The sequence below is a fragment of the Pilosibacter fragilis genome (assembly GCF_032490495.1).
In the GTDB taxonomy this organism is placed as follows: Bacteria; Bacillota; Clostridia; order Lachnospirales; family Lachnospiraceae; genus Pilosibacter; species Pilosibacter fragilis.
On the sequence record NZ_JAVYJB010000008.1, the window covers coordinates 96,261 to 116,208 of the forward strand.

A 19,948-nucleotide genomic window follows, 5' to 3' on the forward strand; every position below is an offset into this window, starting at 1 on the left:
GAACCATCACGAATAAATAAAAAATCTTGGAATAAACTAAGGGGAGAATAACATGTCTTTTAATGTAGCAATAGACGGACCGGCAGGAGCCGGAAAGAGCACCGTGGCAAAGTCTGTGGCAGCTCTGAAGAATTTTATCTATGTGGATACCGGAGCAATGTACCGGGCAATGGCGTTATATTTTCTGCGCCAGGGAATCGATAAGACCGACGAGAACGCCATCAACGCGGTACTTGACAAGGTGGAGATCACGATCCGCTACGAGAACGGCGCGCAGCAGGTGATCTTAAACGGCGAGAATGTATCCGGGCTGATCCGCACCGAAGAGGTCGGAAACATGGCTTCAGCCACATCCGTCTACAAGAAGGTCCGTGAGAAGCTCGTGGAACTCCAGAAAGATCTGGCAAAGAAGGCGGACGTGATCATGGATGGACGCGACATCGGAACCTGTGTCCTGCCGGATGCCGATGTGAAGGTATATCTGACCGCAAGCTCCGCAGTCCGGGCGAAACGCCGCTATCATGAGCTTAAGGAGAAAGGAACAGCCTGCGATCTCGATGAGATCGAGAAGGACATCATCGAACGGGATTACCGGGATATGCACCGGGAGAATTCCCCGTTGAAACAGGCGGATGACGCCGTACTCCTTGACAGCTCCGACATGACGTTAAAAGAGGTCGTGGACACGATCACAGCGATGATCGATAAGAAGCAGGGTGCGTAAGATGGAAGTAACAGTTGCAAAGACAGCAGGCTTCTGCTTTGGTGTGAAGCGTGCCGTGGAAAAAGTATATGATCAGATCGGCAGGACGGAAAAAAGGATCTACACCTACGGTCCAATTATCCATAATGAGCAGGTCGTGGGCGATCTCAGGGAAAAGGGTGTGGAGGTCATCGACTCTTTAGAAGAATTGAAGACGATCCGGAACGCTGTTGTTGTGATCCGCTCCCACGGTGTCGGAAAAAATGTCTACGAGATCTTAAAGGAAAACGATGTGGAAATCGTGGATGCCACATGTCCCTATGTGAAAAAGATCCACCGGATCGTCGAAAAACAGTCAGCAGAAGGAAGAAAAGTTCTGATCATAGGCAGTGAGGACCATCCGGAGGTGCAGGGCATCAAGGGATGGGGAGATGAGCGGACAGTGGTCATCGAGGACATGGATGATTTTCTTAAGCTGCAGCTTCCGGAAAATGAGAAGCTTTGTATTGTATCCCAGACGACATTTAATTACAAGAAATTTCAAGATATAGTTGAAAAAATTTCTAAAACGAGGTATGATATAACTGTTTTAAATACGATTTGCAATGCAACACAGGAAAGACAAGTGGAAGCGATGAGGATAGCCTCACAGGTGGACGTGATGCTGGTTATCGGCGGGAAACACAGCTCGAATACCCAGAAGCTATACGATATCTGCCGGAAGGAATGTAAAAACACCTATTACATCCAGACTCTGGGCGACTTTAATCCTGAATGTATTAGTTCTGTGCGCAGTGTAGGTATTACGGCCGGGGCGTCAACCCCAAACAATATTATCGAGGAGGTTCATACTAAATGTCAGAGTTAAGTTTTGAACAAATGTTAGAAGAATCATTAAAAACAATACGTACAGGAGAGGTTGTCACCGGTAAGGTCATTGACGTAAAAGAAGACGAAATCGTTTTAAATATTGGTTACAAGTCTGATGGCATCATTACCCGCAGTGAATACACAAACGAGTCCAACGTAGACTTAAGAAATCTTGTACATGTTGGTGACGAGATGGAAGCCAAAGTCGTAAAGGTGAACGACGGTGAAGGTCAGGTCGCTCTTTCCTACAAGAGACTGGCTGCAGACAGAGGAAATAAGAGACTTGAGGAGGCATTTGAGAACCACGAGGTTCTTACAGCAAAGGTTTCCCAGGTTCTTGACGGCGGTTTAAGTGTGATCGTGGACGAAGCTAGAATCTTTATCCCGGCAAGCCTTGTATCCGACGTATATGAGAAAGATTTATCCAAATATGCTGATAAAGAGATCGAATTCGTGATCACAGAGTTCAATCCGAGAAGAAGAAGAGTCATCGGCGACCGCAAGCAGCTTATCGTTGCTAAGAAGGCTGAGATGCAGAAAGCTCTCTTCGAGAAGATCCATGTAGGTGACAAGGTAGAAGGAACTGTTAAGAACGTAACTGATTTCGGTGCATTCATCGATCTTGGCGGCGCTGACGGTTTACTCCACATCTCCGAGATGTCCTGGGGCAGAATCGAGAACCCGAAGAAGGTCTTCAAGGTTGGCGATAAGGTAACAGCTCTCATCAAAGACATCAACGGTGAGAAGATTGCCCTTTCCATGAAGTTCCCGGAGACAAATCCGTGGGCTGACGCTGCTGAGAAGTACGCAGTAGGCAACGTAGTTACAGGTAAGGTAGCTCGTATGACTGACTTCGGCGCATTCGTTGAGCTTGAGCCGGGCGTAGACGCTCTGCTTCATGTATCCCAGATCTCCAGAGAGCACGTTGCTAAGCCGGCTGATGTACTTTCCATCGGTCAGGAGATCACTGCTAAGATCGTTGATTTCAACGAGGCAGACAGAAAGATCAGCTTAAGCATGAAGGCTCTTGAGGCTGACAACGCACAGGAGCAGACTGAGGAGTAATCCGAAGGTGATTCTTAAATAAGAATTTTCGAGGACATCGTTCTTTGCGGGCGGTGTCCTTTTTTGTAACAGGAAATTCCGAGGAATTCCCTGTACAAAAAACACGAACGCATCAGGACACATCAGAGGCCGCGAAGCCTGCCGCAGAAATGCCGCAAATTGTGTCCACACTACAAAAATGCGTAAGAGATTTGTAATTGAAATCATAGTGTAATCTCAAGGTTTGTATGTTAAGATAACCGTACAAAAGCAAAAGACGGCGGAAGAACCTGAAAAGTTACTGTGAACAGTAACCTTGGAAAATCAGGACGGCCGCAAATCGGTATTTGAAGGAGAACGCTGTAAAACAATGCAGTCCGGCAAAGACCGATACAAGAGAACAGGAGGAATTTTATTATGACGAAAAATATGAAAAGAATGACTGCACTGGCCTGCGCTGCCATGATGATCGCATCTATGGGGATCACCGGATGCGGCAAGGCGGATGGACAGACAAAGGAGGAGACAAAAACGACAGCAGTTGAGACTCCTGCAGGAACTGAGACATCTGCGACTACGGAAAACGAGGCGGGAAAACTTCCGGACGGTACCGGTCAGGAAAGTGGAGCGGCAGACACGGAGTCCGCGAGTGAGTCTGATCCGATGATGGGAACGATCGTTTCTGTGGAAGATGGACAGCTTACGATGCATCGCCAGGATAATGGATTTGATGAGGATGTTGTAATTACGATCGCAGAGGATACGAAGGTTCTGGATGCAGAGAATGGTTATCCGGTGGAACTCGGTGATCTGAAAGAAGGAAATACCATCAGCGCTTATGTAGACGAGGCAATGACGTTGAGCCTTCCGCCGATCGCAAATGGTCTGCTGATCTTAGTACAGGCAGAGGGATATGATTTCCCGAGATACACGAAGGTAAAGGAATTGATGGCTGCAAATACAGAAGGTGAGCGGATCCTCACAGCCGAGAATGGGATCAATTACATGATTACCGCTGAAACAAGACTTCTTCCATATCTGACAAGAAATATTGTCTCCGAGGAAGACCTCACAGAAGGAACCGAGATCCTGATCTGGAATGATGAGAACGGAAATAAAGCAGAAAAGATCGTCGTGTTCCAGGGTGAGAATGGATACGCAAAATAAATAATGGGATCTTGCTAGAAAACAATCTGTATGAAAATGCCGGACAGCGGGCATACTCTCCTTATGGAAGGAGCGTGAGCCTGTGTCGAAGAAAAAAAGAGAACCGGTGGATCCGGAGCACTTAAAGCCGGAGGACCGGATGAAATTCGAGATCGCGAAGGAGCTGGGGCTGGCGGACAAGGTAATCGCCGGTGGCTGGCGGTGTCTTACCGCAAAAGAGAGCGGCAGGATCGGCGGTCTTGTGACAAAAAAGAAGAGAGAAATGTCCGCAAAAACGCAGGACAAGGAGAATTCAGGGGAAAACTGCCATTGAAACAATGGCGGTTTTCTTTTATAATTAGGGGAGAGAGAGGCAGCAGTTCAACGATATGGAAAAATCAGATCTTGGAAGGGAATCAATTATGAATATATCGCTTATTTGTTTTACGAGAGACGGATTTGAGACGATGAAGCGGATCAATGACACCCTTTCCGGAGCTTCTGAAGCTTTCGCGAATGCGTCCTGTCCGGAACATCGTGATAGGAGCGCAAAGACCGAGGACAGATCCTGTGAGGGGGGTACTCTGTATCAGTTTCTGTGGATCGCCGGGCGGTACGCGCTCCAGCTTGCGGCAACGGATGCCGGAGTGCCTTATCAGGCAGTGCCGGAGGGCGGACTTTCGGAGTGGACGAAGGAGGCTTTTCTGCGGGACGATGCTCTTATTTTTGTGGGTGCCTGTGGGATCGCGGTGCGCTCCATTGCGCCATATGTGCGGGATAAATTTCAGGACCCTGCGGTGGTCTGTGTGGATGAGGCGGGACAGTTTGTGATCCCGCTTCTCTCCGGACATGTGGGCGGAGCGAACCGGCTGGCGGAAACAGTGGCTTCCGGGATCGGAGCAGTGCCGGTGGTGACGACGGCGACGGATGTGGAGAAGAAATTTGCGGTGGACGTGTTCGCAAAGGATCATGGATTTGTGATCACGGACCGGAAACTTGCGAAGGAGATTTCGGCTGATATCCTTGCGGGTGAGCCGGTGGGAGTGTTCTCAGATTTCGGATTTTCAGCGTGGAAGAAGATTCCGGAGGGACTTTTTGAGGATCGGATCTGTAAGCGGAATCTCTGGATTACGGTGTCCGGAAAAGAAAAGAAAGGGATTCCGGAGAACCGCGTCCTGCGCCTGATCCCACGGTGTGTGGCACTTGGAATCGGCTGTAAACGCGGGACACCTGTTGAGAAGATCCGGACTGCGGTGGAAAGTGCGATGGAGCGGAACGGGATCGATCTGCGAAGCGTCTTTGCGGCGGCGAGCATCGACATCAAGAAGCAGGAGCAGGGACTCATCGAATTCGCAAAGGAACTTCAGGTGCCGTTTCTGACATTTTCCAGTGAGGAGTTAAATGGACAGCCGGGAGATTTCCCGGAGTCGGAATTTGTGCAAAAGACCACGGGAACCGGAAATGTCTGCGAGCGGTCCGCAGTGGCTGCGTGCAGGCTGGGCGTGAGAGCTTCTGAGTGCAGGATCCTGATCCATAAGGAAGCGGAGGACGGCGTGACAGTGGCCGCAGCGTATTATATGATCGGAAAGTCCGGAGAAAATGCGGATCGGGAAGAAAAATCGAGAGGATAGAGTAGAAAGAATATGATGATCCTGATAAATGGGGGAAGCTCCAGCGGAAAGTCCGCATTTGCAGAGACCCTGATCGTAGAACAGGCAAAGAAAGAAGAGGTGATGGCGGAAGCCGCCGGAAAATCGATGCGCGGCGGCGCCCGGAAAACGGATCTGCGCCATCAGCCGTCCTGTTACCTTGCAACCATGATCGCCTGGGACGAGGAGTGTAGGGAGCGGATCCGAAAACACCGCAAAATGCGGGAAAAAAAGAATTTTATGACCATCGAGTGCCCTGTGGATCTTTCGAAGGCGGAGGTCCCTGCCAGGAGCCGGTGTCTGTTAGAGTGTGTTTCCAATCTTGCGGCGAACGAGATGTACCGCCGGGACATGGAAGATCCGGAGAATGGCGCGATGGAACGGATATTGGAAGGAATCAGGATGATCAGAAAAAATGCGGACTTTCTGGTAGTCGTGACAAATGATGTGTCCGGGGATCAGGGGCCGTACTCGGAGGAGACGGAAGCGTACCGGAAGCTGTTGGGCGGAATCAACTGTGCGTTGGCCGGGGAGGCGGATGAAGTGTACGAGGTGATCTGCGGTGAGCCGGTGATGGTGAAGAAAAAGAAGAGGGAAGATACGGAAGTGGAAGAGAGAAGAACGGATCGATCTGTGGATCGTCAGAGAGGGATCAGGCTTTTTGTAGGAGGCGCGTATCAGGGGAAATCAAACCTTGCGATGCGTGAGGCGGTGACGGAAGAAAACCGCTTCATTCTTGTGGCAGACGGCGAACAGTCACCGTTGGAAGACGCGTTTGATTCGGAGGCTGTTCTGAATCTTCATATCTATATTCGAAGGCTGATAGACACAGTACTGGGTGAGTATGACGCGAAGAGAGAGGATGACAGAGTGTTCTGCGACAGTATCCGCAGTGAAATCAATGAGAGAACTGAAGCTGTGAGGGATCCGGCTGAAAGAACATCTGCCGGAGAAACAAAGATGGTCAGAGTGCAGACGAAAGAAACGGAAGATATCGAGATCCGGATCGAAGAGGTCATGTACCGGTATCTGGATATGATCCTTGAGAAGAATCCCAACGCAGTCATCACCTGCGACGAGATCGGCTGCGGAATCGTTCCCATCGATAAAACAGACCGCCTGTGGCGGGAGATGAGTGGGGACGCCTGCCAGTATCTGGCGGCGCGGGCGGTGAAGGTATGCCGCGTTGTCTGCGGGATCCCGATGGCTTTAAAGGGCGGTGAGACATGATGGAGTACGGACACGGCGGTGATATCTACCGGAACCGGAATGTGGAGCTGGATTTCTCGGTCAACGTAAATCCCTTGGGAATGCCAAATTTTGTCTGGGAGGCAGCCCAGAGGAGCATTGCCTTCTGTACAGGATATCCGGACAGCTCCTGCGAAAACCTGCGGGGACGGTTGTCAGAGCTTACCGGTGTCCCGGAAGATCAGATGATCTTCGGAAACGGGGCGGCGGAATTGATCTTCCGGCTGGTACAGGAGGTACGGCCGAAAAAGGCAGTGATCCCTGCGCCATCTTTCGCGGAGTATGAAACGGCGTTGAGATCCTGTGGGACAGAAATCGCTTTTTTCTATTTAAAAGAGGCGGAATCTTTTTTCTTAAACGTATCGGAATTTCTGGATTTTTTGAGAACAGAGCAGCCGGAGATCATATTTTTATGCACTCCGGCGAATCCCACAGGGGCCATGATCCGTCAGGCAGATCTTTCAAAAATCTTAGACTACTGCAAGAAACATGGGATCCTGCTGGTTCTGGACGAATGCTTTGTGGAATTCCTTGATGAGGAGCGAAGTTGCGGCTGTATCCGTGAATTTCTCGACTGGGAGACCGGAAGACCGGAACATGGCGGAAGCTTATTTCTTCTCCGGGCATTCACAAAGACATATGCCATGGCGGGACTGCGGCTGGGGTATGGATTCTGTACAAGCAGAGAGCTCTTAGAACGGATGGAGGAGAACTGGCAGCCCTGGAGTGTTTCGATCCCGGCGCAGGAAGCGGGATATGCGGCACTTTCGGAAGAACGGATTCCTTTTTTGAAAAAGATGCGGGAGACGGTGGCGAAAGAACGGCAGTATCTTTCTGACGGACTGACGAAAGCAGGCTTCACGGTATTCCACTCGGACGCGAATTTCCTCCTGTTTAAGGACTTCAAGACCGGTCAGGAATCCTGGCTGTACGAATATTTTCTGGAACGGGGGGTCCTGATCCGGTCATGCAGGAATTACAGACTGCTTGACAGACGATTTTACAGGATCTGCGTCCGCTCCCATGAAGAAAACCGGGAATTCCTGGAGATATTAAAGGACTACAGGTAGATCATCCGGAGGGAAAACGCAGCCGTTGGAAGAAAATGAAAGATACGTTGGAAAATGGCAGAAGGATAAAGAAATTTTCTGTATGTTTATAAGCAAAAATAATATAAAATCGCAAAAAAATTATATGAATTGCCTGTTGCTAAAATTCGACAAAGCTGTTATACTCTACAGTAATAACTGGAACTGACGTTATGACGGTTTTTAGTTATATTTTTTTTAAACATAATAAAACAGAAGAAAGAGAGGGAACCATAAAATGGGTAAGATCATTGGTGATGGTATTACATTTGATGATGTGCTCCTTGTACCTGCATATTCTGAAGTAATCCCAAATCAGGTTGATGTTTCAACACACCTGACAAAGAAAGTCAAACTCAATATTCCATTTATGAGTGCCGGCATGGATACCGTTACTGAGCACCGCATGGCGATCGCTATGGCGCGACAGGGCGGAATCGGTATCATTCACAAAAACATGTCGATCGAGGCGCAGGCTGAAGAGGTAGATAAGGTAAAACGTTCTGAAAACGGAGTAATCACAGACCCATTTTATTTGTCCCCGGAACATACATTAAAAGATGCAGATGAGCTGATGGCAAAATTCCGCATTTCCGGTGTTCCGATCACTGAGGGTAAAAAGCTCGTCGGAATCATCACAAACCGTGATCTGAAATTTGAGGAAGATTATTCCAAGAAGATCAAGGAGTGCATGACTTCCGAGCATCTGGTTACAGCTAAAGAAGGCGTAACTATGGAAGAAGCAAAGCGCATTCTTGCAAAGGCAAGAGTCGAGAAGCTTCCGATCGTCGATGAAAACTTTAACTTAAAAGGACTCATTACGATCAAAGATATCGAGAAACAGATCAAGTATCCGAACTCCGCAAAGGATGATCACGGAAGACTTCTCTGCGGTGCTGCAATCGGAATCACAGCAAATGTTCTTGAGAGAACAGAAGCCCTTGTAAATGCAAAGGTCGATGTTGTTGTTCTCGACTCTGCGCACGGACACTCTGCGAACGTTCTCAACTGCGTAAAGATGATCAAGGAGAAATATCCGGATCTTCAGGTAATCGCCGGTAACGTTGCAACGGGTGAGGCTACAAGAGCCCTGATCGAGGCCGGCGTTGACGCTGTCAAGGTTGGTATCGGACCGGGATCGATCTGTACGACACGTGTCGTTGCAGGTATCGGTGTTCCGCAGATCACTGCTGTTATGGACTGCTATGCAGTTGCGAAGGAGTACGGTATTCCGATCATCGCCGACGGCGGTATCAAGTATTCCGGAGATGTTACAAAGGCTCTCGCAGCCGGCGGTAATGTCTGCATGATGGGATCCATGTTCGCGGGCTGCGATGAGAGCCCGGGAGACTTCGAACTTTATCAGGGAAGAAAATATAAAGTTTACCGTGGAATGGGATCTATTTCCGCTATGGAGAACGGCAGTAAGGACCGTTACTTCCAGTCGAACGCGAAGAAGCTTGTTCCGGAAGGCGTCGAAGGACGTGTCGCTTACAAGGGATTCGTTGAGGATACGGTATTCCAGATGCTGGGCGGTCTTCGTGCCGGTATGGGATATTGCGGTGCTCATGATATCAAAGAGCTTCAGGAGAACAGTCATTTTGTTAAGATCTCCGCAGCCGCACTCCGTGAGAGCCATCCGCATGATATCCACATCACAAAAGAGGCTCCGAACTACAGCGTAGACGAATAATTTTAATCCCGAGAGGGCAGCAAAGGGCTGTGCAGGCGGCGGAAACGCTGTTCCCTGCACAGCCTTTTTTCGGACTGTGTGTATTTAGAAATAAGGGACCAGATGGAAAATTTTATGAAGATGCTTTCGACCCAGGCGATCCTGCTCGTGTACATGGCGGTGGGATTTTACTGCAGAAAGCGTGGAATTATTGAAAAAAAGATGCAGGGAAAGCTCACGGATTTTGTTCTCAGGATCACGCTGCCCTGTATGATCTTTAACTCCTTCAGCATGCATATCACATTGGACATGTTAAAACAGGCGGCCCTGTGTCTCGGAGTGGCGTTTTTTATCTGCTTCGCGGCATGGCTCGGTGGAAAAGTTGTCTACAACATGTATCCGAAGGAGAAAAAATCCGTCTTACAGTATGCCACACTCGTCAATAACGCGGCGTTTTTGGGGCTGCCGATCGTGAAGGCGGTGCTCGGCGAGACGGGAATGTTCCTGGCGTCGATCTTTATTATCCCGAACCGTATCTTTATGTGGACGGCGGGAGTATCGATTTTCACGGCGGAGGCGGATAAAAAGGCGGCGTTTAAGAAGGTCATGCTGAATCCGTGCGTGATCGTGATCTTTATCGGACTTTTCAGAAGCTTCACAGACTTTACTCTGTCGGAATTTCTGGCAAAGTCTATCACAGGACTTGGAAACTGTACAACTCCGCTGTCCATGGTCCTGATCGGGACGATGATGACGGAACTGACACTGGCGTCCTTTAAGGACTGGAGTACTGTGTACCTGGCGTTTATGCGCCTTGTGGCACTGCCATTTCTGGCGCTCTTTATCATGCGCCTGTTAAATGCAGATCCGATCATGACAGGGTGCGCGGTGATTCTTACAGCGATGCCTGCGGGAAGCACGACGGCGCTTCTGGCGGAGAAATATGGATCGGATCCGGTGTATGCGTCGAAATGTCTGCTTACCAATACACTGTTCTCTCTGATCACAATTCCGATCATGACATTATTTATATGAGGGTGCTATGTGCCGGTGGCACATGTCCAACACTGACCGAAGCGGAGCGTAGATGCGGGAGCACGTAGTGCGGAGCAATCCGGTATCAGGGAGGTCAAAAGACTTTTTGCCCTCAACATCATTTATATAGGTTTACCTGGGGTTCCAGGAGAAAGGGAAAACGGCTGAATTTTAAGGAAAAGCCGGAATAAAAGAAGTTTTATGAGTATTTTAAATGTAGAACACCTGAGCCATGGTTTCGGAGACCGGGCTATCTTTACGGACGTTTCTTTCCGCCTGTTAAAGGGGGAACATATCGGTCTCATCGGAGCAAACGGTGAGGGAAAGTCCACATTTATGAATATCATCACCGGAAAGATGATGCCGGATGAGGGAAAGGTTGAGTGGTCAAAAAATGTCCGTGTGGGCTACTTGGACCAGCATACCGTGCTTGAGAAGGGTATGACGATCCGCGACGTGCTTAAGAGTGCCTTTTCCTTCCTCTTTGAGATGGAGGAGAAGATGAACGACATCTGCGCGAAGATGGGAGATGCGTCCGAGGATGAGATGAACGCCATGATGGAGGAGCTGGGAACGATCCAGGATCTTCTGATGGCACATGATTTCTATATTATCGACTCCAAAGTGGAGGAGATCGGACGCGCCTTCGGTCTCGATGAGATCGGACTTGACAAGGATGTTGACGAGCTCTCCGGCGGACAGAGAACGAAGGTCCTCCTCGGAAAACTTCTTCTTGAGAAGCCGGATATCCTGCTCCTCGACGAGCCGACAAACTATCTGGATGTACAGCATATCGAGTGGCTGAAGCGGTATCTTCAGGATTACGAGAACGCTTTTATCCTGATCTCCCACGATATCCCGTTTTTAAACAGCGTGGTAAACCTGATCTACCATATGGAGAACCAGAAGCTTGACCGCTATGTGGGTGACTATGACCGGTTCATGGAAGTCTACGAGATGAAAAAGAGCCAGTTGGAGGCAGCTTACAACCGCCAGCAGGCGGAGATCGCGAAGCTTCAGGATTTCGTTGCGAGAAACAAGGCCCGTGTTGCGACGAGAAACATGGCGATGTCGAGACAGAAGAAGCTGGACAAAATGGAGGTCATCGAGCTTGCAAAGGAAAAACCGAAGCCGGAGTTCCATTTCCTGAATGCAAGGGCAACCGGAAAACTGATCTTTGAGACGAAGGATCTTGTGATCGGTTATGATGAACCACTTTCAAAACCGCTTAATTTCCTCATGGAGCGCGGCGAGAAGATCGCGGTCATTGGTGCGAATGGTATCGGAAAAACTACCTTTTTAAAGAGCATTCAGGGGTTGATCCCGGCGATCTCCGGAACCGTTGAGGTCGGTGACTATCAGTTCCCGGGTTACTTCGAGCAGGAGATGGCACCGGGAAATACGACGACCTGTATCGAGGAGATCTGGAAGGAGTTTCCGTCCTACACCCAGTACGAAGTCCGATCTGCCCTTGCAAAGTGCGGCCTGACTACAAAGAATATCGAGAGCCAGGTCCGCGTCCTCTCCGGTGGTGAGCAGGCGAAGGTCCGCCTCTGCAAGCTTATGAACCGGGAGACCAACGTTCTGCTTCTCGACGAGCCGACGAACCATCTGGATGTGGATGCGAAGGACGAGCTTAAGAGAGCACTTTCGGAGTACAAAGGAGCAGTCCTCCTCATCTGCCACGAGCCGGAGTTCTATGACGGACTGGTGTCAAAGGTTTGGGATCTCAGTAAGTGGTCGTTAAAGATTTGATATGTTTACAATTGAAGAAATCCGTGCCCTGCATAACGAAATCTGCAGGACACGGATTTTTTGTGCAATAAGAAATTCCGAGGAATTCCCCATTGCACAAAAGGCACATTCTTTTTTAAGACGATTCATCGCTGGCTTTTCTCTGTATGCGGCAGCCGTCCCCGCAGAAACCGCTTTTTGATCTCCGGCCACGAAAACGGGATCAGCGGATAGATATAGCTCTTTCCGGCGATGGTGCGGTTGAATACGATGGAGCAGACGGCGATGGCGGTGCCGAGGATGAAGCCCCAGACGTTTAAGAGGGAGGTCAGGATCAGCAGGATCACACGCATGAATTTTAGCGCGTAACCCATCTCGAAGCTTGCCTGAGAGTAATTGGCTATGGTGACAAAGGCCATGTAGAGCATGGTTTCGGAATTGAACCAGCCGGATTTTACAGAATATTCGCCGAGAACAATACCGGCGATAACACTTAACGGTGTGGTCAGCATGCTGGGCGTATTGACAGCGGCGAGGCGCAGGCCGTCGATGGCAAATTCCAGGATCAGAAGCTGGAAGATCAGGGGAACGTACATGTCATCCGCCAGCTTGATAAACTCCAGCCAGCCTGGGATCCAGTTCTGGTTCTGCATAAAGAGAAGCCACACCGGGGTCAGAAACAGGGTGAGGAAGGAGACTGTCATCCTGGAGAGACGCAGGTAGGTTCCGGTCACCGGCGGGAAGTAGTAGTCATCTGCCTCCTCGATAATATCGAAGACTGAGGACGGCAGGATCATGCAGGCGGGGGAATTGTCAACAAGGATGACGATGTTTCCCTCCAGAATAGACGCCGCAGCCGTGTCCGGACGTTCAGAAAAACGGAATTTTGGGAACGGGTTGAACCATTTGTGGGGAAAGATACATTCTGCCAGACTTTCCTGATTCATAGTCAGAGCATCTACATGCAGATTTTCGATGCGGTCCTTGATCTTATTTAGCAGGTCCTCGTCCACACGACGTTTCATGTAGCAGATCGCAATGTCTGTGTGGGAGCTTTCTCCGGTCTGCATGATCTCCACCGTGAGATTCACGTCCCGGATCCGGCGGCGGATCAGGGCGGTATTGAAGATCATGGTTTCCACGAAGCCATCCCGGGAGCCTCGGAGCACCTTGTCTTTTTCGGGCTCCGAGACCCCGCGGGCCGGGTAAGTACGGCAGTCGATGAGGATCACCCGGTCATACCCGTCGATCAGGAGACAGGAGAGGCCGGAGAGGAGCTGTGTAAAGATATTTTTATCATCGGTCTCCACGGTGGTCTCGCCGTAATGGACGTACTGCTTTGCGAAATCATGGGCAGATGATGGGAACGAGTCCGGTTTTACGGAGGCGAAATCCTGCATCAGGCGCAGAAGGATCTCGTCCTTTGTGAAGCCGTCAATGAAGTACAGGCAGGCTTTTTTGTCCGCAATAGTGAGAGTGTGGTAGACGATATCGAAGTTTTTTTGGACATCCAGGATCTCGTGAAAGCGGGAGATGTTCTGATCGAAATTGGATGAAATGTTCATGGATATCATGTCCTTTCAAGAGTTATGATGATGTAGAGTGTTGCAAGCGACCGCGCTCGGTGCGAGAATGTGCCAAGGTACATTTCTTTTAAAAAGCAGACCCGGTGATCAATAATCGAAAGGGGCAGTCATGAGTCACGTGAAGGGGGAGTGATTCCTTCAGACGATATTTTGCAGATATTATTTCAAAAAAACATGAAATTATACGGGACATACCTGCGGCCTGCAAACCGCCGAAAATGCGTACTGTATACAAAGTCCCAATTCCACTGGGCAGAACCACCATAGAATAGATTGTTTTTTTGTAAAAACAACGAATCTGCTTTTCCCCAGCGGACATTTGTGCGAAAGATAGTAAATATATACAATAAAATTGTGCAAATTTAACTATATTTACCATAGCATTTCCGGTAATATTTTGTTATACTGCATAAGCATTGAAATTGAAGGGGTATCAATTTCGAGGAACTGTATAATGCAAGGAAATTGTACGTGAATGAAAGGCTGTGCTCAGTGGGGGAGCACAGCCTTTCGCCGTTTAAGCGCTGCCCGTATGCAGTTCAGCGAATGTGAGTGCTTATGCAGGCAAGAGTGCAGCGCACACATATTTGCCAGACTGACGCATGGTCGGACTATTCATGAAATATTTCTTAAACAGATGAAAATCCATAGCCCTTTTCAGAAAAAAAGTGTATAATAAAAAGTAATCATTCAGCCATACGGAAATTTTCAAAACAATAGAAAGCCCGTTTATGACTGAATTGTTGTATAACGGCATATATTCCAAAACTGACTGAAATTCTGCGCTGCAGCGCGGCTATCAAAGTCGGAATGTAATAAGGAGAGCAAAATGAAAGACGGATTTATCCGGGTGGCGGCGGCCACCCCAGATTTAAAGGTTGCAGATCCTGTGTTTAACCGGGAACAGACCTGGAAGATGATGCAGGAGGCAGCATCCCGGGATGTAAAGATCCTGGTGTTCCCGGAGCTCGGTCTCACCGGATACACCTGCAGTGACCTGTTTCTGCAGGACACCCTGATCGATCAGGCGAAGGAAGAACTCTTATGGCTCTTAGACGCATCAAAGGATATGGATATGCTGACCTTCATCGGACTTCCGTGGATGAAGGACGGAAAACTCTACAACGTAGCGGCTGCCATCAAGGATGGCGAGCTTTTAGGCCTTGTTCCGAAGAGACATCTTCCGAACTATTCTGAATTCTATGAGCTACGCCATTTCAACCCGGGTCCGGTAAAACCGGATGTGGTAGAGTGGGGAGAGAGCCTGATCCCGTTTGGAAGCAAGATCCTGTTCCGCTGCACGAATATCCCGGAACTCATAGTCGCCGCAGAACTCTGCGAGGACGTATGGACGATGGATCCACCGAGCGTCTCCCACGCGAAAGCCGGAGCTACCGTGATCGCAAACTGCTCCGCCAGCGATGAGACCACAGGAAAAGCGGGATACCGTGAGACACTGATCGCCGGACAGTCTGCCCGCCTCGTATGTGCGTACATCTATGCCAATGCCGGAGAGGGCGAGTCCACCCAGGACCTCGTCTTCGGCGGACATGATATCATTGCCGAGAACGGAAATATCCTTGCGGAATCCGAGCGTTTCAAAAACGGCATGATCACGGCGGACATCGATCTTTACAGACTTAAAAACGAGAGGAGAAGAATGACCACATGTCAGCCGGGTGCGGAGACTGAGGACTATGATTACATGGACTTCACCTTAAATAAAACGGAGCTCACATTAAAACGCTATGTCGATCCGGCACCTTTCGTTCCGTCAAACGAGAAAGAGAGAACCGCCCGCTGTGAGGAGATCTTAACGATCCAGGCCATGGGCTTAAAGAAACGTCTCGCCCACACCGGTGCCAAGAGCGCAGTTGTAGGAATCTCCGGCGGACTCGACTCCACCCTGGCACTTCTTGTCACAGCGAGAGCCTTCGATATGCTGGGCATTCCGAGAGAAAATATTCTCTCCGTCACGATGCCGTGCTTCGGAACTACGGACAGAACCTACAACAACGCAGTCACGCTCACAAAGAAGCTGGGTGCGACATTAAGAGAGGTAAATATCAGAAAAGCAGTTTCCACCCACTTCGAGGATATCGGACATGATCCGGCGATCCATGATGTGACTTACGAGAACTCCCAGGCAAGATACCGCACCCTGATCCTCATGGACCTTGCGAACAAGACGAACGGCATGGTCATCGGAACAGGAGATATGTCTGAGCTGGCTCTTGGCTGGGCGACCTACAACGGCGACCACATGTCCATGTACGGCGTGAACACGTCTGTTCCGAAGACGCTTGTTCGTCATCTTGTCCGCTACTACGCGGATACCTGCGGCGACAAGGCCCTGGCAGATGTACTCAACGATGTTCTCGATACCCCGGTGAGCCCGGAGCTTCTGCCGCCGGAGGACGGAAAGATCTCCCAGAAGACGGAGGACCTGGTCGGACCTTACGAGCTTCACGATTTCTTCCTCTATTATATTCTCCGTTACGGTTATCATCCGGCGAAGATCTACCGCCTGGCGAAGATCGCTTTCGCGGGAGTTTACGAGGACAAGGTGATCTACAAGTGGTTAAATACCTTCTACCGCCGGTTCTTCGCACAGCAGTTCAAGCGTTCCTGCCTGCCGGACGGCCCGAAGGTCGGATCTGTTGCGGTTTCTCCGAGAGGTGATCTCAGAATGCCGAGCGACGCAGCGAGACGGATCTGGATGGATGAAGTGGAGAAACTTGACCCGGAGGAAGGGAGATGATCACAAGCACAAAAAATGACCAGGTAAAAGCAGTCATTGAATTAAAGAAAAAAGCGAGAGCGAGAAATGAGCAGGGACTTTTCGTCGTCGAGGGAGTGCGGATGGCCGCTGAGCTCCCGAAGGATCAGGTTAAAAGTATCTATGTTTCTGAAACTTTCGCGAAAAATCCGGAGAATGCCGCAATTCTTGCGGAGTACCCGGGATACGAACTTGTCAGCGACTCTGTGTTTGCGGTGATGTCCGACACGCAGACGCCCCAGGGTGTGCTGGCACTTGTCAGACAGTTTTCCTACGGAATGGACGAGCTCTTAAAGAGTGACCGTCCAGCTCATCTGATGGTGCTGGAAAATCTTCAGGATCCAGGAAACCTGGGAACGATCCTGAGAGCCGGAGAGGGCGCGGGGATCACGGGACTCATTATGAGCCGTGATACTGTGGATATCTACAACCCGAAGGTGATCCGTTCCACCATGGGATCCGTGTTCCGTGTCCCGTTCTTCTACACGGACGATCTGGAGCAGACCGTTCTGGATCTGAAAGCGCGGGGGATCCGGGTATTTGCGGCCCATCTCGCAGGAAAGAATAATTACGAGCAGGAAGATTATACTGGTAATACGGCGTTCCTGATCGGAAATGAGGGAAACGGGTTGACAGAAAAGCTTTCCAACATGGCAGACACCTGGGTGAAGATCCCCATGGAGGGAAAGGTGGAGTCCTTAAATGCCGCCATCGCAGCATCGATCCTGATGTTTGAGACGGCAAGACAGCGGCGCGCATAAAGGAGTGATTTTATGGATATGATCGGATGGCTGGTGGCCTTTGTAATTCTGATCGGAATCGAGGCGGCGACCATGGCGCTTACGACGATCTGGTTTGCGGGCGGGGCTGTGTTCGCGTTTTTTGCTGCGGTACTGGAATTTTCCGTGCAGTCGCAGCTTGTGGTGTTCCTGATCGTATCGTTTGTCCTTCTTCTCTTTACAAGACCGCTCGCTATCCGGTTCGTCAACCGGGAGACCGTGAAGACGAATGTGGACGGGCTGATCGGAAGAAAGGCAAAAGTGATCAAAAAAATCGACAACAATGAGCCGTCCGGAGCCGCTGTCATCGACGGCCAGGAGTGGACGGCGAGATCCGCGGATGAAGCGGTGACGATCCCGGTGGGGACCCATGTGGTCATAAAGGAAGTCCGGGGCGTGAAGCTCATTGTGGAGATGATTCCAGAAACAGAGAATAGGAACTGATAAAAAGTTTCCGGCTTGCTCATAGTAATATGAATGGGCTGAAGAAAAAAATGGGGGATAAAGATAATCCCCCATAAAAACATAAAGGAGGACATAAATATGCCAACAATTTTAGTATTAGTACTGATCTTTATCATTCTGCTGATCCTCGTTTCCTGCATCCGCATCGTGCCCCAGGCACAGGCGATGGTAGTGGAGAGACTCGGCGCGTACCTTGAGACATGGAATGTGGGAATCCACTTCAAAGTTCCGTTTATTGACCGCGTTGCAAAGCGGGTCCTCTTAAAAGAGCAGGTCGTTGACTTCGCTCCGCAGCCGGTGATCACAAAGGATAACGTCACCATGAAGATCGATACGGTCGTGTTCTTCCAGATCACAGACCCGAAGCTCTACGCATACGGTGTTGAGAACCCGATCATGGCCATCGAGAATCTGACAGCCACCACGCTTCGAAACATCATCGGTGACCTGGAGCTCGACCAGACCTTAACTTCCCGTGAGACCATCAACACAAAGATGCGTTCCGCCCTGGATGTTGCCACGGACCCGTGGGGCATCAAGGTAAACCGTGTGGAGTTAAAGAATATCATTCCGCCGGCAGCGATCCAGGATGCCATGGAGAAACAGATGAAGGCAGAGCGTGAGCGCCGTGAGGCGATCCTTCGTGCGGAAGGTGAGAAGAAGTCCACGATCCTCGTGGCAGAGGGTAAGAAACAGTCCGCGATCCTCGACGCGGAGGCAGATAAGCAGGCAGCGATCCTTCACGCGGAGGCGGAGAAGGAGAAACGGATCCGCGAGGCAGAAGGCCAGGCGGAGGCGATCATCAAGATCCAGCAGGCGAACGCCGATGGTATCCGCATGATCAAGGAAGCCGGAGCAGACCAGACAGTTTTGCAGTTAAAGAGTCTTGAGGCGTTCGCGAAGGCGGCAGACGGCAAGGCAACAAAGATCATCATCCCGTCTGAGATCCAATCCCTCGCAGGTCTTGTGACAAGTGTAACGGAGATCGCAAAAAAGAGTGAAACTGAGAATTGATCTTGAAAAGGAATATGGAATCGTTTTAGAGGGCGGCGGTGCCAGGGGCGCATACCAGATCGGTGTCTGGAAAGCGCTCCGGGAAGCCGGCATGAAGATAAAGGGTGTCGCGGGAACGTCCGTTGGGGCGTTAAACGGCGCCCTGATCTGCATGGATGATCTCGGGAAGGCGGAGGAGATCTGGGGAAACATGACCTACTCCACCGTGTTCAATGTGGACGATTCCATGATCGGAAAATTAAAGAAATTTGGCGTGCGATCCATGAAAGTGACCGACGCGGCGGCAGAATTCAGACGGCTGTTTTCAGACAGGGGGCTCGATATCGCCCCGCTCAAAAAACTTCTGGAAGAGACGGTGGATGAGGAGCGGATCAGGCGCTCACCACGGGATTTCTGCGCCGCGTCCTTTTCAGTCACGGACCGGAAAGAGGAGGACTTCGATGTAAAGGCAGCACCGCCGGGGACCATAAAGGATATAATGATGGCCAGCGCCTATTTCCCAGGATTTAAGCAGGAAAAGCTGGGTGGAAAGACGTATCTTGACGGCGGCAGCGTCAACAATGTGCCGGTGGATCTCCTGACGGACCGGGGATATAAGGATATCATCGTGATCCGCCTCTATGGGATCGGCGTGGACCGGCGAAGGTTCATGGATATCCCGGAGGACGTGACGGTCCACGAGATCGCGCCAAGAAGAAATCTCGGCGGGATCCTGGAATTTGACAGTGCGAGAACGAGGAAAAACATGAAGCTCGGCTATTTTGACGGGCTGAGATTCCTCTACGGACTCTGCGGAAGGAAATATTATCTTGACATGCCATACTCCGAGGCGTATTATTTTGGCAGGATCATGTCGGAACTTGACATGTTTAAGGAGTGGCTGAGACCTTATGTAAAGGAACATGAGTTTGCAAAGCTCACAGGCTATCGTGTATACACGGAGAAGATATTTCCGTTTCTTGCCAGGAAGCTTCGGCTGCAGCCGGAATGGGATTACAGGGATCTCTACGGGGCAGTCCTGGAAGTGTTCGCGAAAAAGATGCAGATGGAAGTCTACGAGGTCTACACGCCGGACGATATCGTGGGAAAGATCCATGAACTTTTTTCAGACAGGCTGACGATAGGATAGGGAATCG

17 protein-coding genes are annotated in these 19,948 nt (G+C 50.2%); 16 read left to right on the top strand and 1 reads right to left on the bottom strand.

The annotated features are described in order from the left end of the window. Window positions 1-52 precede the first annotated feature (52 nt). From cmk to ABCW45_RS09585, 11 genes are all read left to right on the top strand, one after another. Window positions 53-724: a (d)CMP kinase gene (gene cmk / locus ABCW45_RS09535; RefSeq protein ID WP_117469881.1), complete on the top strand. Its 672-nt coding sequence runs from the start codon at window positions 53-55 to the stop codon at window positions 722-724. A 1-nt stretch (window position 725) separates the two neighbouring features. Beyond that, window positions 726-1,571: a 4-hydroxy-3-methylbut-2-enyl diphosphate reductase gene (gene ispH, locus ABCW45_RS09540; RefSeq protein WP_117469880.1), complete on the top strand. Its 846-nt coding sequence runs from the start codon at window positions 726-728 to the stop codon at window positions 1,569-1,571. Then, window positions 1,559-2,638 carry a 30S ribosomal protein S1 gene (gene rpsA / locus ABCW45_RS09545; protein ID WP_117469879.1) on the top strand — a complete coding sequence of 360 codons (1,080 nt, stop codon included), beginning with the start codon at window positions 1,559-1,561 and terminating at the stop codon, window positions 2,636-2,638. The genes ispH and rpsA overlap by 13 nt, the downstream gene beginning before the upstream one ends. A 396-nt stretch (window positions 2,639-3,034) precedes the next feature. Next, on the top strand, window positions 3,035-3,784 hold the full coding sequence (locus ABCW45_RS09550) for a hypothetical protein (RefSeq protein WP_343220723.1): 750 nt from the start codon (window positions 3,035-3,037) through the stop codon (window positions 3,782-3,784). A gap of 82 nt (window positions 3,785-3,866) precedes the next feature. Continuing rightward, on the top strand, window positions 3,867-4,097 hold the full coding sequence (locus ABCW45_RS09555) for an alpha/beta-type small acid-soluble spore protein (RefSeq protein WP_117484334.1): 231 nt from the start codon (window positions 3,867-3,869) through the stop codon (window positions 4,095-4,097). A gap of 88 nt (window positions 4,098-4,185) precedes the next feature. Then, window positions 4,186-5,394 carry a cobalt-precorrin 5A hydrolase gene (locus ABCW45_RS09560; RefSeq protein WP_343220724.1) on the top strand — a complete coding sequence of 403 codons (1,209 nt, stop codon included), beginning with the start codon at window positions 4,186-4,188 and terminating at the stop codon, window positions 5,392-5,394. A 12-nt stretch (window positions 5,395-5,406) separates the two neighbouring features. After that, the gene (locus ABCW45_RS09565; RefSeq protein ID WP_343220725.1) at window positions 5,407-6,642 is read left to right on the top strand and encodes a bifunctional adenosylcobinamide kinase/adenosylcobinamide-phosphate guanylyltransferase; all 1,236 of its coding nucleotides are present in this window, start codon (window positions 5,407-5,409) and stop codon (window positions 6,640-6,642) included. Then, on the top strand, window positions 6,639-7,730 hold the full coding sequence (locus ABCW45_RS09570) for a pyridoxal phosphate-dependent aminotransferase (protein ID WP_117484331.1): 1,092 nt from the start codon (window positions 6,639-6,641) through the stop codon (window positions 7,728-7,730). Before ABCW45_RS09565 ends, ABCW45_RS09570 begins: the two co-directional genes overlap by 4 nt. 256 nt (window positions 7,731-7,986) lie before the next feature. Then, window positions 7,987-9,441 (top strand): IMP dehydrogenase, encoded by a 1,455-nt coding sequence (gene guaB, locus ABCW45_RS09575; RefSeq protein ID WP_117484330.1) that lies wholly within the window; start codon window positions 7,987-7,989, stop codon window positions 9,439-9,441. Between the two features lie 114 nt (window positions 9,442-9,555). Beyond that, window positions 9,556-10,455 carry an AEC family transporter gene (locus ABCW45_RS09580; RefSeq protein WP_343220726.1) on the top strand — a complete coding sequence of 300 codons (900 nt, stop codon included), beginning with the start codon at window positions 9,556-9,558 and terminating at the stop codon, window positions 10,453-10,455. Between the two features lie 201 nt (window positions 10,456-10,656). Beyond that, a complete protein-coding gene (locus tag ABCW45_RS09585) occupies window positions 10,657-12,210 on the top strand; it encodes an ABC-F family ATP-binding cassette domain-containing protein (protein WP_117469872.1) in 1,554 nt (517 codons plus the stop codon). A gap of 125 nt (window positions 12,211-12,335) precedes the next feature. Here the strand turns inward: ABCW45_RS09585 and ABCW45_RS09590 are convergent, their stop codons facing one another. Beyond that, complete coding sequence (locus ABCW45_RS09590) at window positions 12,336-13,754, bottom strand: spore germination protein (protein WP_117552202.1); 1,419 nt, start codon at window positions 13,752-13,754, stop codon at window positions 12,336-12,338. 850 nt (window positions 13,755-14,604) lie between these two features. On the opposite strand from ABCW45_RS09590, the gene ABCW45_RS09595 reads away from it, so the two are divergent. From ABCW45_RS09595 to ABCW45_RS09615, 5 genes are all read left to right on the top strand, one after another. Then, on the top strand, window positions 14,605-16,536 hold the full coding sequence (locus tag ABCW45_RS09595; RefSeq protein WP_343220727.1) for an NAD(+) synthase: 1,932 nt from the start codon (window positions 14,605-14,607) through the stop codon (window positions 16,534-16,536). Then, window positions 16,533-17,315, top strand: a complete 783-nt coding sequence (locus ABCW45_RS09600) for a TrmH family RNA methyltransferase (protein ID WP_117566429.1) — start codon at window positions 16,533-16,535, stop codon at window positions 17,313-17,315. The genes ABCW45_RS09595 and ABCW45_RS09600 overlap by 4 nt, the downstream gene beginning before the upstream one ends. A gap of 12 nt (window positions 17,316-17,327) precedes the next feature. Further along, window positions 17,328-17,777, top strand: coding sequence for an NfeD family protein (locus ABCW45_RS09605; RefSeq protein WP_015554883.1), 450 nt, complete (start codon window positions 17,328-17,330; stop codon window positions 17,775-17,777). 99 nt (window positions 17,778-17,876) lie between these two features. Continuing rightward, complete coding sequence (locus ABCW45_RS09610) at window positions 17,877-18,812, top strand: SPFH domain-containing protein (RefSeq protein ID WP_015554882.1); 936 nt, start codon at window positions 17,877-17,879, stop codon at window positions 18,810-18,812. Then, a complete protein-coding gene (locus ABCW45_RS09615) occupies window positions 18,796-19,941 on the top strand; it encodes a patatin-like phospholipase family protein (protein ID WP_343220728.1) in 1,146 nt (381 codons plus the stop codon). Before ABCW45_RS09610 ends, ABCW45_RS09615 begins: the two co-directional genes overlap by 17 nt. Window positions 19,942-19,948: the final 7 nt, after the last annotated feature.

Excerpts from the sequence above, each read along its gene's own strand:
- cmk (WP_117469881.1), top strand. The coding sequence starts at position 53 with ATGTCTTTTAATGTAGCAATAGACGGACCGGCAGGAGCCGGAAAGAGC.
- ispH (WP_117469880.1), top strand. The coding sequence starts at position 726 with ATGGAAGTAACAGTTGCAAAGACAGCAGGCTTCTGCTTTGGTGTGAAG.
- rpsA (WP_117469879.1), top strand. The coding sequence starts at position 1,559 with ATGTCAGAGTTAAGTTTTGAACAAATGTTAGAAGAATCATTAAAAACA.
- ABCW45_RS09550 (WP_343220723.1), top strand. The coding sequence starts at position 3,035 with ATGACGAAAAATATGAAAAGAATGACTGCACTGGCCTGCGCTGCCATG.
- ABCW45_RS09560 (WP_343220724.1), top strand. The coding sequence starts at position 4,186 with ATGAATATATCGCTTATTTGTTTTACGAGAGACGGATTTGAGACGATG.
- ABCW45_RS09565 (WP_343220725.1), top strand. The coding sequence starts at position 5,407 with ATGATGATCCTGATAAATGGGGGAAGCTCCAGCGGAAAGTCCGCATTT.
- ABCW45_RS09570 (WP_117484331.1), top strand. The coding sequence starts at position 6,639 with ATGATGGAGTACGGACACGGCGGTGATATCTACCGGAACCGGAATGTG.
- guaB (WP_117484330.1), top strand. The coding sequence starts at position 7,987 with ATGGGTAAGATCATTGGTGATGGTATTACATTTGATGATGTGCTCCTT.
- ABCW45_RS09580 (WP_343220726.1), top strand. The coding sequence starts at position 9,556 with ATGAAGATGCTTTCGACCCAGGCGATCCTGCTCGTGTACATGGCGGTG.
- ABCW45_RS09585 (WP_117469872.1), top strand. The coding sequence starts at position 10,657 with ATGAGTATTTTAAATGTAGAACACCTGAGCCATGGTTTCGGAGACCGG.
- ABCW45_RS09590 (WP_117552202.1), bottom strand. The coding sequence starts at position 13,754 with ATGAACATTTCATCCAATTTCGATCAGAACATCTCCCGCTTTCACGAG.
- ABCW45_RS09595 (WP_343220727.1), top strand. The coding sequence starts at position 14,605 with ATGAAAGACGGATTTATCCGGGTGGCGGCGGCCACCCCAGATTTAAAG.
- ABCW45_RS09600 (WP_117566429.1), top strand. The coding sequence starts at position 16,533 with ATGATCACAAGCACAAAAAATGACCAGGTAAAAGCAGTCATTGAATTA.
- ABCW45_RS09605 (WP_015554883.1), top strand. The coding sequence starts at position 17,328 with ATGGATATGATCGGATGGCTGGTGGCCTTTGTAATTCTGATCGGAATC.
- ABCW45_RS09610 (WP_015554882.1), top strand. The coding sequence starts at position 17,877 with ATGCCAACAATTTTAGTATTAGTACTGATCTTTATCATTCTGCTGATC.